The 15,814-nt window shown below is 70.2% G+C and carries 8 protein-coding genes and 1 pseudogene; 5 read left to right on the forward strand and 4 right to left on the reverse strand.

Translation table 11 applies throughout. The annotated features are described in order from the left end of the window. Positions 1-11 precede the first annotated feature (11 nt). Positions 12-911 carry a polysaccharide deacetylase family protein gene (locus tag EKG83_RS32965; protein ID WP_033434640.1) on the forward strand — a complete coding sequence of 300 codons (900 nt, stop codon included), beginning with the start codon at positions 12-14 and terminating at the stop codon, positions 909-911. Here EKG83_RS32965 and EKG83_RS32970 read toward each other — a convergent pair. Next, positions 898-2,469: an FAD-dependent oxidoreductase gene (locus EKG83_RS32970; protein ID WP_051766781.1), complete on the reverse strand. Its 1,572-nt coding sequence runs from the start codon at positions 2,467-2,469 to the stop codon at positions 898-900. The genes EKG83_RS32965 and EKG83_RS32970 overlap by 14 nt on opposite strands. 157 nt (positions 2,470-2,626) lie before the next feature. Between EKG83_RS32970 and EKG83_RS32975 the strand changes: the two genes are divergently transcribed. The 3 genes from EKG83_RS32975 to EKG83_RS32985 are packed head-to-tail and all read left to right on the forward strand — an operon-like array spanning position 2,627 to position 5,984. Then, positions 2,627-3,409, forward strand: a complete 783-nt coding sequence (locus EKG83_RS32975; protein WP_033434641.1) for a carotenoid biosynthesis protein — start codon at positions 2,627-2,629, stop codon at positions 3,407-3,409. Then, positions 3,406-4,518 carry a glycosyltransferase gene (locus EKG83_RS32980; protein ID WP_033434702.1) on the forward strand — a complete coding sequence of 371 codons (1,113 nt, stop codon included), beginning with the start codon at positions 3,406-3,408 and terminating at the stop codon, positions 4,516-4,518. Before EKG83_RS32975 ends, EKG83_RS32980 begins: the two co-directional genes overlap by 4 nt. Beyond that, a complete protein-coding gene (locus tag EKG83_RS32985; RefSeq protein WP_033434642.1) occupies positions 4,518-5,984 on the forward strand; it encodes a phytoene desaturase family protein in 1,467 nt (488 codons plus the stop codon). The genes EKG83_RS32980 and EKG83_RS32985 overlap by 1 nt, the downstream gene beginning before the upstream one ends. Here EKG83_RS32985 and EKG83_RS32990 read toward each other — a convergent pair. Continuing rightward, positions 5,968-6,639 carry a CDP-alcohol phosphatidyltransferase family protein gene (locus EKG83_RS32990; RefSeq protein ID WP_170191940.1) on the reverse strand — a complete coding sequence of 224 codons (672 nt, stop codon included), beginning with the start codon at positions 6,637-6,639 and terminating at the stop codon, positions 5,968-5,970. The two genes, EKG83_RS32985 and EKG83_RS32990, sit on opposite strands and share 17 nt — an antisense overlap. Positions 6,640-6,807: 168 nt before the next feature. Here EKG83_RS32990 and EKG83_RS50050 point away from each other — a divergent pair. After that, positions 6,808-7,758, forward strand: a pseudogene (locus EKG83_RS50050) (IS30 family transposase). Positions 7,759-8,612: 854 nt separating this feature from the next. Here the strand turns inward: EKG83_RS50050 and EKG83_RS33005 are convergent. Together EKG83_RS33005 and EKG83_RS49245 are read right to left on the reverse strand one after the other, a co-directional pair. Next, positions 8,613-9,056: a hypothetical protein gene (locus tag EKG83_RS33005; RefSeq protein ID WP_153278612.1), complete on the reverse strand. Its 444-nt coding sequence runs from the start codon at positions 9,054-9,056 to the stop codon at positions 8,613-8,615. Continuing rightward, the gene (locus EKG83_RS49245; RefSeq protein WP_153278613.1) at positions 9,013-15,780 is read right to left on the reverse strand and encodes an RHS repeat-associated core domain-containing protein; all 6,768 of its coding nucleotides are present in this window, start codon (positions 15,778-15,780) and stop codon (positions 9,013-9,015) included. Before EKG83_RS49245 ends, EKG83_RS33005 begins: the two co-directional genes overlap by 44 nt. Between the last annotated feature and the right edge of the window lie 34 nt (positions 15,781-15,814).

Below are 15,814 nucleotides of genomic sequence, written 5' to 3' on the forward strand. Positions count from 1 at the left end.
ACCTTGCGGCCATGGCGAACACAACCGGCACCCTCCCCTACGACTACCGCCCGATCACCGAACGCCCCCGCATCACCTGGCCCGGCGGCGCCCGGGTGGCCGTCTACGTGGGGCTCAACGTCGAGCACTTCCTCGTCGGCCGCCCGTCCACCAGCATCTGGCCGGGCACCGCGGACCTGGTCCCGGACGCGCTGAACCACGGCTGGCGCGACTACGGCACGCGGGTCGGCATCTGGCGCGTCGCGGAGAGCCTGGACCGGCACGGCCTCCGGGCGAGCGTGCTGCTGAACTCCGACGTGGTCCACCACTACCCCCAGGTCATCCGGGCCGGCGTGGCGCGGGACTGGGCGTGGCTCGCGCACGGGCGGACCAACTCCGTCCTGCACACCGGACTGGAGCCGGACGAGGAGCGGCGCGTGCTGGCCGACGTGGTCGACACCATCGCCGCGGCCACCGGGAAGCGCCCGCGCGGCTGGATGGGCCCCGGGCTGACCGAGACGTTCAACACCCCGGCGCTGCTGGCCGAGCTGGGCCTGGAGTACGTGCTGGACTGGACCAACGACGACCAGCCGTACCCGCTGACCGTGCCCGGGGTGCTCAGCGTGCCGTACACGGTGGAGCTGAACGACCTGCTGCTGTTCGGCCGGGGCACCACCGGGCCGGAGTTCCTGCGGATCGTGCAGGACCAGTACGAGCAGCTGCACGCCGACGCCACCGCCGGCGACAGCGGGCGCGTGCTGGCGCTGGCGCTGCACCCGTTCGTGATCGGCCAGCCGTTCCGGCACAAGTACCTCGACCTGGCGCTGGCCCACCTCGCCGCGCAGCCCGACGTGTGGCTGACCACCAGCGACGACATCGCCTCGCACTACCGCGGCACCGTGCCCGCCCAGGACCCCGTCAGTCCACAGTAGACGGCTGACGGTCCCGGCGCCCGCCCGTCCGGGCCCGGCGGGCCGCGCCGCGCAGCAGGGCCGAGCGCCCCCGGTTGGGCACCGTCCACAGGTCGTGCCCGCGCACGCCCCAGCGCGCCAGCAGCGTGTTCGCGGCGAGGAAACCCGTGGTGGCGGCGCGTTCCATGAGCGCGACCGGCAGGTCGACCCGGGTCAGGTCGCCGGCCAGCACCAGCGCCGGGTCGGGCGTGGTCACCGCCGGGCGGCCGGGGAAGGACCCCGGTGCGAACAGCGGGCAGTCGGCCGCCCGCACGTGCTCCGCCTGCACCACCCGCGCCCCGGTCAGCTCGGGGTAGACCGCCTCGGCCTCCTCGACCAGCCGGGCCACCACCGCCTCCTGGTCGGCGTCCTCCGGCAGGGCGTAGGCGTGCAGCTCGACCACGGACCCGCCGGTGCGCTCGCGGTAGGCGCGCGCCTCGTCCTCGAACAGGTCCAGCACGCTGATGTTGTCCAGGTACCCGAACCCGCTGGTGCCCAGGAACGGCGGCCGGTCGCGGCGGGCGGGCCGGTCCAGCCACAGCCTGCTGACCAGGAACGGCGGCGTGGTGCGCAGCCCGTCGACCCGGGCGCGCCACGCCGGGGTGCCCAGGTCCGAGCCGGCCACGACGGAGCGCAGGCCGCGGACGTCGGTCGCCAGCACGACCGCGTCCACGTCGTCCCCCAGCACGCGGAAACCGCCGGGGCGGCGCAGCACCCGGTCGACGGTGCTGCCGGTGCGCACCTCCACGCCCAGTGACTCCAGGTGGCGGTGCAGCGGCCGCCAGATCGTCGCCGGGTACGGGTCGCGCGGCACGTCGAACAGCAGGCCCTCGCTGGAGCCCAGGAAGTAGATGTGGAACATGGTCGCCAGCTCCGCGGCCGACAGCGCCGACGGGTGGGCGAAGAAGCTGCGGGAGAACACCTCGAACGCCAGGTGCCGCGCGGTGTCGGGGAAGCGGATGCCGCGCAGGAACGCATCGGCGTCCAGGCCGTCCAGCTCGGCGTAGGTGCGCGGCAGCGACACGTCGAACAGGGCCGTGGCCGCGCGGGTGTCCATCCGGGTCAGGTCGCGCAGGGTGAAGGTGTCGCTGCGCAGCACGAAGCCCGCCACGTTCCACGGGGGCGTCAGCGGGAGGCCGGCGAAGCTCTCCCGCGTGCCCGCCGCGTGGACCAGCGGGTAGTCGGGCACCGGGCGGAGCATGGCGAGGTCGGGGTCGACGCGGCGCAGCAGGGCGCGCAGGTTGTAGTACTGGCGGAAGAACGCGTGGAAGCCGCGCGTCATCGTCTCGCCGGTGGCGGTGGTCCAGCCCCGGACCCGCCCGCCGAGCTGGTCCTCGCGCTCGTGCAGCACCACGCGCACCCCGCGCTCGGCCAACCCGACCGCCGCCGCCACCCCCGCGATGCCGCCACCCACGACCGCCGCGCGCGGGGGTTCGCCGCCGGCGTCGGGGCTGCCCGGGGGTGCGGGCAGCAGGCGGGCGTGCCGGTCGCGCCCGGGCGCGGTGCGACCGGACCCGGTCGGCGGGGGGGTGGTGGCCATGGCAGCGATCCTGGCAGCGCGGTCGCGACTCCGCCCGATGAGTGGCCGGGCGCCGGAACGACGGGCTCGGCCGACCTCCGGCCACGAAGGCACGCGGCACGGCCCTGCCCACCCGCTCATCGGGCAGCACCGCCCGATCGCCGTTAGGTTCGTCGACATGTCGACCGGTGTGGCCTCCCGCGTGCCAGTGCGCGCCCTCCCGGCCGCCGCCTGGGCCTGCGGGGCGGGCGTGGTCCTCACCCAGATCGTCTACTCGGTGACCGCACCCGCCGACCGCCTGCCGACCACCGTCCTGTCGGTCGTCCTGTTCTGCGCCGCCTCCACCCTGGACGCCGCCGCGCGCGCCGGCCTGCGGGCCGCGGTCCTGCTGCTCGCGGTGGCGGGCGGCGGCGGGCTGGTGGCCGAGGCGGTGGGCGTGCGCACCGGCTTCCCGTTCGGCGGGTACGCCTACACCGGCACGCTCGGCGCCGAGGTCCTGTCCGTCCCCGTCCTGGTGCCGATGGCCTGGGTCATGATGGCGTGGCCCGCCCTGCTGGTGGGCCGCGCCCTCGGCACCGGCTGGGCGGTCGTGCCGCTCGCGGGCTGGGCGCTGGCCTCGTGGGACGTGTTCCTCGACCCGCAGATGGTCGACGCGGGCCACTGGGCGTGGACCCACCCGACCCCGGGCCTGCCCGGCGTGGACGGCATCCCGCTGACCAACTTCGCCGGCTGGCTGCTGGTCGCGACCCTGATCACCGGCGCCCTGCACGCCCGGGTCGGCGCCGGCAGCACCGACCTCCGCCTCGGCCCGGCCCCCGTGCTGTACCTCTGGACCTACGGGTCCTCGGTGTGGGCGCACGCGGCGTTCTTCGGCAGGCCGTGGGTCTCCCTGGTCGGCGGCGTGCTCATGGGCGCGGTCGCCGTGCCGTTCGCGGTCGCGCTGTGGCGGGCCCACCGGTGAGGCGCCTGCTGCGGGGCCTGGTCACCGCCGGGTCGGCGGTCGCCGCCCTGGGCACCCTCCACGCGGCGGTCAACGCGCGCCTGGTGCGCGCGCCGCGAGCCGACCCGCCGCCGTGCCGGGAACCGGTGTCCCTGCTGGTGCCCGCGCGCGACGAGGCCCACCGCATCGCCCCGGCGCTGCGGTCGTTCCTGGCCCAGCGGGACGTGCCGGACCTGGAGGTGCTGGTCCTGGACGACGGGTCCACCGACGGCACCGCCGACGTGGTGCGCGCGATCGCCGGCGACCGGGTCCGGGTGATCCCCGGCGACCCGCCGCCGCCCGGCCTGCCCGGCAAGCCGCACGCGTGCGCCCGGCTCGCCGCCGAGGCGCGGGGCCGGGTGCTGGTGTTCGTCGACGCGGACGTGGTGCTGGCACCGCACGCCGTGGCCGCCGCCGTGCACCTGCTGCGGTCGGCGGGCCTGGACGCGGTGTCCCCGTTCCCCCGGCAGCTCGCCGACGACGCCGCCACCCGCCTGGTGCAGCCGCTGCTGCAGTGGTCCTGGCTGGTCTTCCTGCCGCTGCGGCTGGCCGAGCGGTCGCGGCGCGAGTCGCTGTCCGCGGCCAACGGCCAGTTCTTCGTGGTCGACGCGACGGCCCTGCGCCGCTGCGGCGGGTTCGAGGGCGTCGCGGACGCCGTGCTGGACGACATCGCCCTGATGCGGGCGGTCAAGCGCGCGGGCGGGCGCGGCGCCGTGGCCGACGGCAGCGGGATCGCCGAGTGCCGGATGTACCGGGGCTGGGCGGAGGTCGCGGCCGGCTACGAGAAGTCCCTCTGGGCGGCCACCGGCAGCCCGGCAGCCGCCATCGCGCTCGCCACCGGCCTGGCGTCCGCGTTCGTGCTCCCCCCGCTGGCCGCCCTGACGGGATCACGCGCGGGCCTGGTCGGCTACGCGGCGGCCGTGGCCGGACGGGTGGTCACCGCCCGCCGCACCGGTGGGCGGCCGTGGCCGGACGCCCTGGCGCACCCGGTGTCGGTCGGCACGCTGCTCACCCTGCTGGCCCGCTCCTGGCGGGCACGCCGCGCGGGCACCCTCACCTGGAAGCACCGACCGCTGCACGGGAGCCGCTGATGGCACGGGTCGTCGTGGTGGGCGCGGGCATGGGCGGCCTGGCCGCCGCCGCACGGCTGGCTTCCGGAGGACACCAGGTCACCGTCCTCGAACAGGCGAACACGCACGGCGGCAAGCTGGGCGAGCTGCGCCGCGACGGCTTCGCCTTCGACACCGGCCCGTCCCTGCTGACCCTGCCCCACGTCTACCGCGACCTGTTCACCGACACCGGAGGCAGGCTCGACGACGCGGTCGACCTGGTCCCGGTGGACCCCACCTGCCACTACCGCTTCGCCGACGGCTCCGAAGTGGACCTGCCCCACGACGCCACCGCCGTGCCGTCGGCCCTGGACGCGTGGAGCCCGGGCACGGGCGAGCAGTGGGCGGCCCTCATGGCCGACGCGGCGAGGCTGTGGGACCTGGTGGGCGAGGCGGTGCTGCAAAGCCCGCTGGGCGGCGCCCGCGACCTGCTGCGGCGCTCGACGAGCGTCCGCGACCTGCTGGCACTGGCACCGTGGCGCACGCTGCGGACCGTGGGCAGGCAGCGCTTGTCCGACCCACGGGCCCGGGTGCTGCTGGACCGCTACGCCACCTACAGCGGCTCCGACCCACGCCGACTGCCGGGCCTGATGACCGTCGTCCCCTACATCGAACAACACCACGGCGGCTGGTACGTGCGCGGCGGCCTGCGGCGGCTGGGGGATGCCCTGTTCGACCACTGCGGCAAGCTGGGCGTGCGCTTCGAGTTCGACGCGCGCGTGACCGAGGTGGAGACGTCGGGCGACGGCGTGTCCGGCGTGCGCGTGGCAGGTCGGGAGGTGCCCGCCGACGTCGTGGTGTCCAACGCGGACGCCAGAGCCCTCTACGACGACCTGCTGACCGATCGGCGGTCCCAAGCCCCGCGCCGGGCGCTGACCCGCGCGGTGCCGTCACTGTCGGGTTTCGTGCTCCTGCTGGCCCTGCGCGGCCGTTCCGCCAGGCCCTACCACCACCGCGTGCTGTTCCCCGAGGACTACGACGCCGAGTTCGACGCCCTGTTCGGCCGAACCCCGCACCCGGTGGGGGACCCGGCGGTGTACGTGTGCTCCCCCGACGACCCGGCCGTGCGCCCGGACGGCCACGAGTCGTGGTTCGTGCTGGTCAACGCCCCCCGCCAGGGCCAGGTCGACTGGACTGCGCCAGGTCTGGCGAACCGCTACGCCGACCACGTGCTCGACGTCCTGGCCACCCGAGGCCACGACGTGCGCGACCGGGTGCTGTGGCGCGAGATCCGAACCCCCGCCGACTGGGAACGCGACACAGGAGCGGTAGGCGGCGCCCTGTACGGCTCGTCGTCCAACGGTCCCCGCGCGGCCCTGCTGCGCCCCGCCAACCGCGCCCCCGTACCCGGCCTGTACCTGGTAGGTGGGTCGGCACACCCGGGCGGCGGCCTGCCCCTGGTCGCCATGTCCGCACGCATCACCGCCGACCTCATCGGCCCGGCGTGAGGACTCTCCGGATCGCCGCGACGAGCTGAACCCCACCCACTGCGGCGAGCACCGCCCACAGCACAAGGCAGGTGGTCCCCCACTCCCAACCCAGCCACGGCGCGCCCGCAGGCCAGGTGCCGGCACTCAGGCACGCCACCGCGGCGACCACCACCCGGGTAGGCCGCTCCGCAACGGTCACCGCCCCCGCACCGGTCATCCCGACCCCTTGCGCACGGGCCCGCGCGTACTCGTGCAGGAAGACCGCCGCACCCACTGCAGCACCCAGCCACCCCGGACCGTCCAGCAGGACCAGGAGGGCCACCAGGCACACGTCACCAAGCCGATCGGCAACCGCGTCCACCACGGCCCCCAGCGGACGCGCCCGACCGGTGCGCAGGGCCACCGCCCCGTCCAGCCCGTCGAGCACCCCGGACACGACGACCAGCAGCGCGGCCACGAGAACCCAGCGCCCTCCCAGGACCGCCGCACCTACCGCGCTTGCCGCCGCGACCACACCGCAGGCCGACAGCACATCGGGGTTCGCCCCGGGAAGGCGCCGGGCGAGCAGGTGCACGAACCGGATCCACCCCACCGCCAACCGGCTGCCGGACACGTCCTCCCCGTGCAACCGCGACCAGCCCTCGACCGCGCCCCGTCCGTCCAGGTTGTCCACCGGGTCACGGTACGTGGGGAGCGAGGTGGGCACACGGTGACTCACCTGGGCGAGTTCAGGTGGTGGAAGCATCTGCTTCGAGGAGTTCGGTGAATACCTGGCAGGTTCAGACTGTCGCAGCATCTGATCGTGCTGTTCGGCGGGGAAGGATCGCTCACCGTGCGTTGAGTGCTGACATTGGCCGATCGGGAGGAGATCTCCCGAGGACTGGCCGAGTCGTCGAAGTACGGGAAGATCGCGGTTCGAATCGGTCGTGACGCCTCGGTGGTCTCCCGTGAGGTGGGCCGTCACGGCGGTCGCGAGGTTTATCGGGCCATAGTGGCCGAGCAGGCCGCGGGCGTGGCTCGGTCGAGGCCGTTGGCGGTGGACCGGGACCCGGCTGTTCGGGCACGGGTGGTCGGACTGTTGCGCGGGGCTGGTCGCCGGCGTCGATCACGAGCCGGTCGGCACGGGGCGAGGACGGCGAGGACACTGTGCGGGTGAGCCACGAGACCGTCTACCAGAGTGGGTCTACACCTAACCTGTCGCCACGCTGAACCGGGAGTTGATCGCGCTGCGCACCGGCCACATGGGCAGGTGCAGGCCACGTCCGGCGCAGGCACCGCGTATTCGTGAGCCCCGTTACCTCGGCGAACGTCCAGTCGAGGCCGACGACCGGGCCGTGCCCGGCCATGGGGAAGGCACCTCGTGATCGGCAAGGGCGGTCGCAGCGCAGTGGCCACGCTGGTCGAGCGCACCAACCGCTTCCCGGTCTTGGTCCCGCTGCGCGGGCACGACTCGCTGACGGTCACCGACGCGGCCATCGCCGCCGTCGGCGGCCTGCCGGCTTCGATCACACGCTCCCTGACCTGGGACTGCGGCTCGGGGATGACCCTGCACGAGCAGGTGACCGCCACCGAACTGCCGGTCTTCTTCGCCCGCCCACACTCACCGTGGGAACGCGGCGGCAACGAGAAGCTCAACCTGATCGTGCGCGAACTCCTGCCCAAGGGCGTCGACATCCCCTCCGACCCGAGCTACCTCGCGGAGATCAACGACCGACCTCGTAAGATCCACGACTGGAGAAAACCCAGCGAGGTGTTCGCCGAATTCCTCGAAGCGGATTCTTCCACCATCTGAATCTGTCGGGTTCACGCACGATGCTGCGCATCCACTGAACGACCGCAGAGCCTACGAATATCGGGCCGAATCGTCACCTCGAACATCGACCGGAAGAACCGGATGAATTCCTGGATTCCAAATCGAAGCGATGAATCTACATTCTTCAAGACTGCTCCGCAGTGGCGGAACAGTCAGGGAAGGCCATACGCACGAATCATCTACGACTTTCAAGGAGGGCACGGCGACACGAAGCGCCGCCAGAAGTTCTTCCTCGCCTCCCGAAGGAGGGAAACCCGCCCGATTCGCGCCATACCGCGAGCCCTTGCACTCAAGTGCACGCGTTGCACCAACGACGATCAATCGAAATTTACTCACAAAAGAAGAACCATCCAAGAGCAAGAATTTCACGTATGCTCGCCGAACCTGGCATGTGGCGTCATCCAAGACATCGCCCCAAGGGCCACCCCTCCGTCTCCCACCTGGGCCCAGCCAGCCGACAGTTCGACACTGCACCACGCGCCCGACTCATGGACCTCATGCACTGGATCATCGATGCCTGCTCACCCATCAAGGCCAAGAACACCCAGCACGGCCACGGCAACCGGATCCCCTACACCACCCCCTGGAAGTCCGGACGTAACCGAGGGGACTGGCCAGCGACCCGAAGCACTTCCACCCCAGCACCGATTTGATTTCACCCACAACATCGACCGATGCCGGAGGGGGAGCCGAAAGCGGTGGTCACCGAGTTGCAACTCGTGCGAACCGTTGATTTTGCACTCCCCCTCCGAAGGATTCATCCTGCGGAAATATCCAGGCAAGACCCCCCAGAGCGTCGCCCCCGATTCGAACAATCGCCACACTTGAAACACCTACACACTGCCGCCCAGTAGGACAACAATTTCGGACGACTCGCGCAAATTATCTCCATAAACTTTTACGGAGAATTCGGCTTCATCGATGGGGATGACAAGCGAGAACGACTCCCCGGGATCGTACACGTGAATGGAGAGCGAAGGAGACGTGAAAGATCCTTCATGCAGAAGGAATGCCTCCGAAGAGATTTCAGCACGGTCCGCCACGATTACCAGGACTGCACCGCCGGCCGCGTCACGCACACCGACGTACAACGAGTCCGGGCCGGCGTGCACAACCTCCGTCGCCGGATTCCAGTCATCGTGGGCGTCCGCACTGTCACGATCCGAGACAACCAGAAGACCGTAGGTGCACTTTCCGATTACGGCTCCCATGACAGATTCAAAGACGCCGATCCTACTCGTTATCGAATCTGTCATAAAATCCCCGGTTGACGCCATTTACCATACCTCCCTGCCGACGCGCACAAGCCATGCAATGCGGATAAATCGTCCACGGACCCTCGGGTGCCAACTTGTTCGGCGGGATATGATCGCCAGTCCAGTGGCCGTCAGCGTAGCCGGATTCACGAGCCGGACAACTCCAACACCCATGGGTATCACCGAATTCGTTGATCAACACTTGCTCGTGCGGCAGCACTCTATCACCACGTTCAGCCGCCACTCCTTGCACCTGTTGTTCCCGGTCAGGCCCCAAGGTCAAGTGGCAAACTTCAGCAGAGTTAGCGTTGTGACTGAGCAGTCCAACGCCTTCGGTTACCACGTAGAAAGTGTGGATGTCGTCGATGGTCAGGTTGTGGACTCGGGCGACTTCGAACCACCGCTCAACCGAGACAACCTCCGTCCAGGAGCCGTCAGGAGATTGCAGAAGGCTTCCGACTCGCAGTTCGTCTGCGTTCCGCCATCGCTTCTCGTCCGCCAACCAGAAGGGATGACCGCCGGTAGCGACTACAACTCCGGTCGCATCGCCTTCCGGTCCGTCGATATCGAGCGCAATCCGCACCAAGTGCTTGACACCTTCGCCGACCACTGTGCCCACGACCTGCCGACCGCCGGAAACGCCACTATCGGGGTCATACGCCATGACCTGGTCATCAAGTGACAACTCCTCGATGGGCTTGGTCGAGCCATCAGCCATCAGGACCAAAGTGCCTGGCGCAAAGCTATTGCAACCGCCACCTCGGGAGAGGAGCTTCTGGAACTGCTCGGTAGCGGCCTCGGTCACCTGCTCGGTGATGGCCTGGACTCGGCGCAGTACCCCCTGAGCTTTGCTGATGATCGAAGTCAGGCGGTCGACGGCTTTGATGGCGTTCCAGCCGGCTTCGAGGATCTTGCCGACCTTGCCCCAGGGCACCAGGCCCGCGACGAGTCCGGCGCAGCCCCAGATGTCGCCCTTGGTGAAGCAGTCGACGATGTCGTTCCAGCCCGAGATCTCCTTCAGGACGTCCCAGGCGACCTCCTTGATCACATCCCACTTGGTCTTGTGCGCGTCGGCCAGGGCCTTCTGGTAGTCCTCCCAGCTGATGCCCTGCTCGGACATCGCCTGCTCGGTCCTGGCCTTGACCTCCGCGGTGTACTGCTGAACCGCCCGCCGGTACGCCTGGACAGACCGCCTCTCCGACTCGTACTGAGCCCGCTGCTCCTTGTTGTCGCCGTTGAACATGCGCTTGTCGAAGCCGCACATCACGCCGTCGGGGCCGCAGTCGCGGATCAGGCCGGTGGGGTCGCTGTAGGTGACCGGGCTGTTGTTGGCGTAGGCGTAGCCGTTGAGCTGCTGCGGGTCGTTGTTGTCGATGATTGGGTCGGCGGAGAGGAAGCGGCCCGAAGCGTTGTCGTACAGGCGTGCGCCGACCTGGGTCAGGCCCGACTCGTCGTTGCGGCCACCGACGAAGCCCAGGCGATCGGGCCACGAACCGGGCGCTGGACCTCGTTGTGCGCCGTATGGGGTCTGGCGGCGTTGGGTGACGGTCAGGCTGGTGGTCTTGGCGACGCTGATCTGGCTGGTGCCCTGGTGGTCCGGGATCATCCACTTCACGCCTGTGACGCTGTTGCGCACCGCCACGGTCTGACCGCCGAAGGAGTACCAGCGGGTCCAGGACGGGGTGGTGGTGCCCTTCTCCAGGCGGATCTCCTGGCCGAACACGTACAGGGTGGTGGCCGAGGGCTCGCGGCTGATCAGACGTCGGCCGTCGGCGTCGTAGAGGTAGGTCGACTCCTTGCCGTCGGCGTTGACGATCTTTGAGACGTGGCCTTCGGCGTCGTACTCCAGGGTTTGGGTGTCGCCGCCGATGCGGCGGGTGGTGGTGCGGCCGGAGCTGTCGTAGTCGAAGGTGTCCAGCGACGTGCCGTTGGGGCCGGTGGTGGTCACCGACCGCGCCGTGTGGGGCTGGGCTGCTCCGGCTGCCGGGTAGGTGGTGGTGCGGGTGGTGTCGCCAGCCGCGGCGTGCTGGGTTTCGGTCAGGCGGTTGCCGGTCTTGTCGAAGGTCCAGGAGTGCCAGTACGGGGCCGGGCCGCCCAGGGCGGTGGCCGACCGGGTGGCGGTGCAGTCGCTTGACGCCGGGGTCCACGCCTCGGTCATGCGCTGCAGGTGGTCGTAGGTGAAGCACTGGGTGTCCGCCGCCCGGCCTTCGGGGGTGTCGGCGACCTTGGTGATGTTGCCGGCCGGGTCGTAGGTGTACTTGCGGTCGGCCAGGCGGTTGTCGGTCGTGGTCTCGCGGCTGACCAGACTGCGCTCCAGGCGACGGGTGCCGACTTCGTAGAAGTTGGTCACCTCGACGTTCTTGGCCGCGTTCGCTTCCGCGCTGTCGTACGTGAGCTGGAGGATCTCGCCGAAGCTGGAGTAGGTGGTGTCACCGACGTAGACGTCGAAGCCGATGAGCTTGTGGGGTGTGCCGTTGGGGCGGTACGTGGTGGCCACCCCGTCGGTGGGGTAGATCTGTCGGCCCGCCGAGCTGGCGCCCACGTAGAAGATCGTGTCGATCTTGCCGGTGTAGGTGTAGTACTGGTCCAGCTCGTAGCTGGTGCCGAGCACGCCCTCGACCGCGGGGATCGTCACCTTCTCGCCGGTGGGTCGACCTGCTTCGTCGTAGCCGCGGATGGAGCGCTCGTAGGCGTGACCGTCGACCAGGCGACGGGAGGAGGCCGGCATGCCGAGACCACCGTCGAGCGTGTCGTAGGTCCAGTCGGCCAGTTTGGTGCCGGTGAGGGAGTCCTTGTGCTTGGCGGTCAGGCGGCCGAGCTTGTCGTAGGCGTTGGCGATCGTGCGGCCCTGGGCGTCGGTGCTGGACAGCACCTGGCCGGCGGCGTCGTAGGTGACGGTGCTGTGGCCGGTGTCCGGGTCGTCGGTGGCCACGACGCGGCCGCGCAGGTCGTAGGTGTAGCGCCACTGGTTGCCCGCCGGGTCCGTCAGAGCTTTGAGGAGGCCGGCGGCGTTGTAGGTATAGGTGGTGGTGTCGTAGGGGCTGTCGACGCCCGCGGTGTGCTGGCGCTTCTCGACCGTGCGGCCCTGGGCGTCGTTGATCAGCGTGGTGGCGGTGCCGCCCTGGGGCGGGGTGGTCTTGACCCGGTCACCGCCGTAGGAGGTGGTGGTGCGCCACTGCTCGACGGCGAACTTGCGCTGGATCGCGGCGGTGGGACGGCCCATGCCGTCGTACTCGGTGATGGTCTGGGCCGGGACCTCGTTGTCGTAGACACCGGCCAGGGTGCCGCTGGGCTCCTGGGCGTTCCACCAGACGCCGTTGGTCTTGTAGGGCAGGCCGCGGGAGTCGTAGAAGGTATCGGTGACCAGTCGGCCGCCGCTGGCGCCAGGTGAGGGGGCCTGGGTCTGGCGTTCGCGCAGCAGGCCGTCGTAGAGCGTGTACGCGGTCAGGTAACGGTTGTTGTCCTGGAGCTGCTTGGTGACGACGACGCTGGGCTTGTCGTTGTTGTACTGGTACTCGAACGCCGCGTCGGCGGGCCTGGTCGCCTTGTTGTGGCCGGGGGTCCAGGCGGCGACGAGACGACCCAGTGGGTCGTAGGTCAGGTCGGCTCGGCGGTTGTTGGCGTCCACGGAGGCGGTCGACAGGCCCCATGCCGGGTCGAGGTATTCGCGGGTGACGTGGCCGAGCGGGTTGGTGCTGGAGATCTCGGTCAGTGGGCCGGTGTCGGGGGTGTAGTCGGTGGTGGTCTTCTCACCCCGCGCGTCCCACACGTCGAGAGGACGGCCGATCGCGTCGTAGGTGGCGCGGGAGGCGGTCACCCAGGTCTGGCCGGAGGCGTCCCACTTGTCGAGCACCTCTGCCTTGGTGATCAACCCTCGGGTGGGTGCGGCGCCGTGTACTTGGTCGTCGTAGTAGGAGCGGGCCAGGGACTGGATCGTGGTCGGCGACGCCGTCACCGCGCACGTGCCCACCACCGTCTCCACCTGCGAGGCCAACGTCAGCAGCCACGCCGTCTCGTTGCGGGCGAAGGTGGAGCGGGTGCAGGTCTCGTCCCCGGTCACGGCCAGGTCGCCGTGGTCCTCGGTGCGCCGGGCCACGCCCTCGGGCGTGAAGTCGCCCTTGTCCACCCGCGTGCGCCGCCACGCACCGCTCTCCAGCAACGTCCGGCCGCGCACCGAGGCGTTGCCGGTCACGTACGCCTTGTTACCCGCCGTATCGGTCGCGGTGGGGGTGTCGGGCAGGTACGGGTCGTTGACCGACGCCGACACCAACCGGCCGCCGTCGTACTGGCGGGTCTCGCGGACGAACCCGCGCAGCCGCTGCACGTCCCGGACCGGCTCACCCTCGGACGTGGTGATCCACGCCTCACGCGTGCCGGACGGGAGCCGGTCGCCGTCCATGCCGCGGCCGTAGACAGTCTCGGTGACCGACTGCGGACCGGACGGGTCGCCCTTGGTCGTGCGCACCGTGGCGTACCCGCGCCACTGGGACCAGGTACGACGGTCGGGCTCGGCGAACTCGGCCTCGTCGAAATGCCACGCCGGGTCGCCCAGATAGGTGTAGTTGGTCTTGACCAGGCTGGAGGCGCCGGTGCGGTCGTCGTCGACCACAGTCGTGACCACGTACTTGTGGAACCAGTGCAGCTCGGGCTCCCGACCACCGTCCGGAGTCCACCACGATGGATAGCACCGCAGCGTGTTCGACTCGGCCGCCGCGGGCATCCGCGAACCCGGCACGCAGTCCGCGCCGCTGTACTCGACCTGCGTGTGAGAACCCGCCTCACCGGTGATCCCCACGATGCGGTACCGGGTGATCGGCGGCCGGTTGTCGCTGCCGGTGTCCACCCGGTTGGGCAACGCCTTGTGCGAGAACACCGTCGCCGGCAACGCCACGCTGCCGCCGACCAGGCCGGTGTGCCGGACCGAGGTCAGGTTCATCGCCGGTGCCAACCCGTCGCCGGTGCCCAGGAACTGGTGCTCCAACGCCCATGAGTCCACGTCCCGGAACCCGCTGCCGCCGTCCGAGACCCGCGTGACCACCTTGGTCAGCTTCTTGCGGGTGAAGAACGACGGGGTCAGCCGGTTGGTGCACGACTCACCCGTGCCACAGATCTGGTCGAACGGCACGTCCGGCCACGACGCCGCCGTCGAAGCGTTGAGCTGCGACGGATCACACGTCACCGCACCGGAGGGCAGGCAGCGTTCGGCGGTCTCGAAACTGATTCGGGCACCGGGGTGGCCGAAGACGTTGTCACTGCGCAGGCCGTAGTCGATCCGGTCCAGCCACCCGCCGCGCACGTAGTCGGTGCCCTTGGCCGGGTCGGCGTTGCGGCCGTACCGGTTGAACTCCCGCTGGTAGTAGTAGGTCGTCACGTTGCCGTGCGGATCGACCGAGTAGTCCAGGTTCCACCGGTACGCCTGCTGGCACCACGACGCGTCGAACGCGGCCTGGTGGCACTCCTCACCGGCGTGGTTGCCGTACACCGGCACCGTCCACGTCGACTGCGTCTCTGGCCTGCCCTCCGACCACCCCGGCAACCGGTTCATGCCCAGGAAGTACTGCGTACCGTCCGGCGTGGTGACCTTCCAGTGCTCACCGTTGTTGTCACCGTTGGCGGCGTTGAACAACCGCTCGATCCGGGCACCGTCATCGGACTCGGTCCGCCACTGGTTGCTCGTACCGACGCGCACCAACTTGCCCGACACACCGACCAGGCTGATCGTCGCGTTGTCCGTCGCCCAACACTGGTCACCGGTCTTCGTCTGACCGTTGTTCCCGCCCAGGTCCAACGAACACGGCTTGTACTGCCGCTCGATAAACCCAGCCGGAGACAAATCCCAACCATCACCCGCCCACGACGCCTGATTGTTCGTCGACGACGTCCGCCCGTCCAAACTCTGCGCCGAATACCCCAACGACACCGACGGCGCCCCACCACCCACAGCAGGCGGCACCCGCATCGGATACCCGTAAGTGAAGTCACCCGACGAACCACCCGCGTTCCACGAGCCAGCCGGGGCCAGCGACGTCGCCGCGTAACTACCCGCCGGACCCGACGCCGCCGCCACCGCGGCAAACACCGCCGGCTCCGACCCCACCGTCACCGGAGCCGACAGCACACCCGAGGCCGTGTCGTTCTTCGCGCCCTCCACCGGAGTGGCGGCCTGGCACTCCGCCTTCTCCGGCGAGGACACCGCACACGACGGCAACCGCACCAACCTCAGCCGGGAGGCGTAGTCACCACCGAACGCCGACCCGAACGACGAGTAGTCGAACGTCAGATCCAACGGCTTGTCCTTGACACCCCCGGCGTCGGACACGCTGAACACCACCGCGTCGGACTTCCGCTCGTGCACCTGGACGCGCGCCTTGCCCGACTTCGCCTGGCCCTTCACCCCCACCGCAACGGGAGTCCCGGCAGCCCGCACCGGACGACCCGTCGCACGCGCCGCCGCCTGCGCGGGCGTACCACCGGTCGCCGCGAAGTCCACCTCCGCAGCCACCGCCCGAGGCCACACCACACCCGCCGCCGGTGCGGTGACCACGGCACCACTCGCCGGGTCCGCGGGCAGGGGTCTGGTCTCGCCGGGACGGGTCGGAACCGACTGCTCCTGTTGGAGTTCGGTGACGTTCCAGGCCGATGTACCGCCCGGAGCCGCGACGGCCTGACCGGTCGACGCGGTCAACACCACCACCACGCCGAACGCGATGGCCTTCCGGGCCAGTTCACGCGGGGATGCACGCATGGCAGACAGACACCTCTCGTGAAGCGGTCGGCAG

The organism is Saccharothrix syringae, assembly GCF_009498035.1.
Lineage (GTDB): Bacteria > Actinomycetota > Actinomycetes > Mycobacteriales > Pseudonocardiaceae > Actinosynnema > Actinosynnema syringae.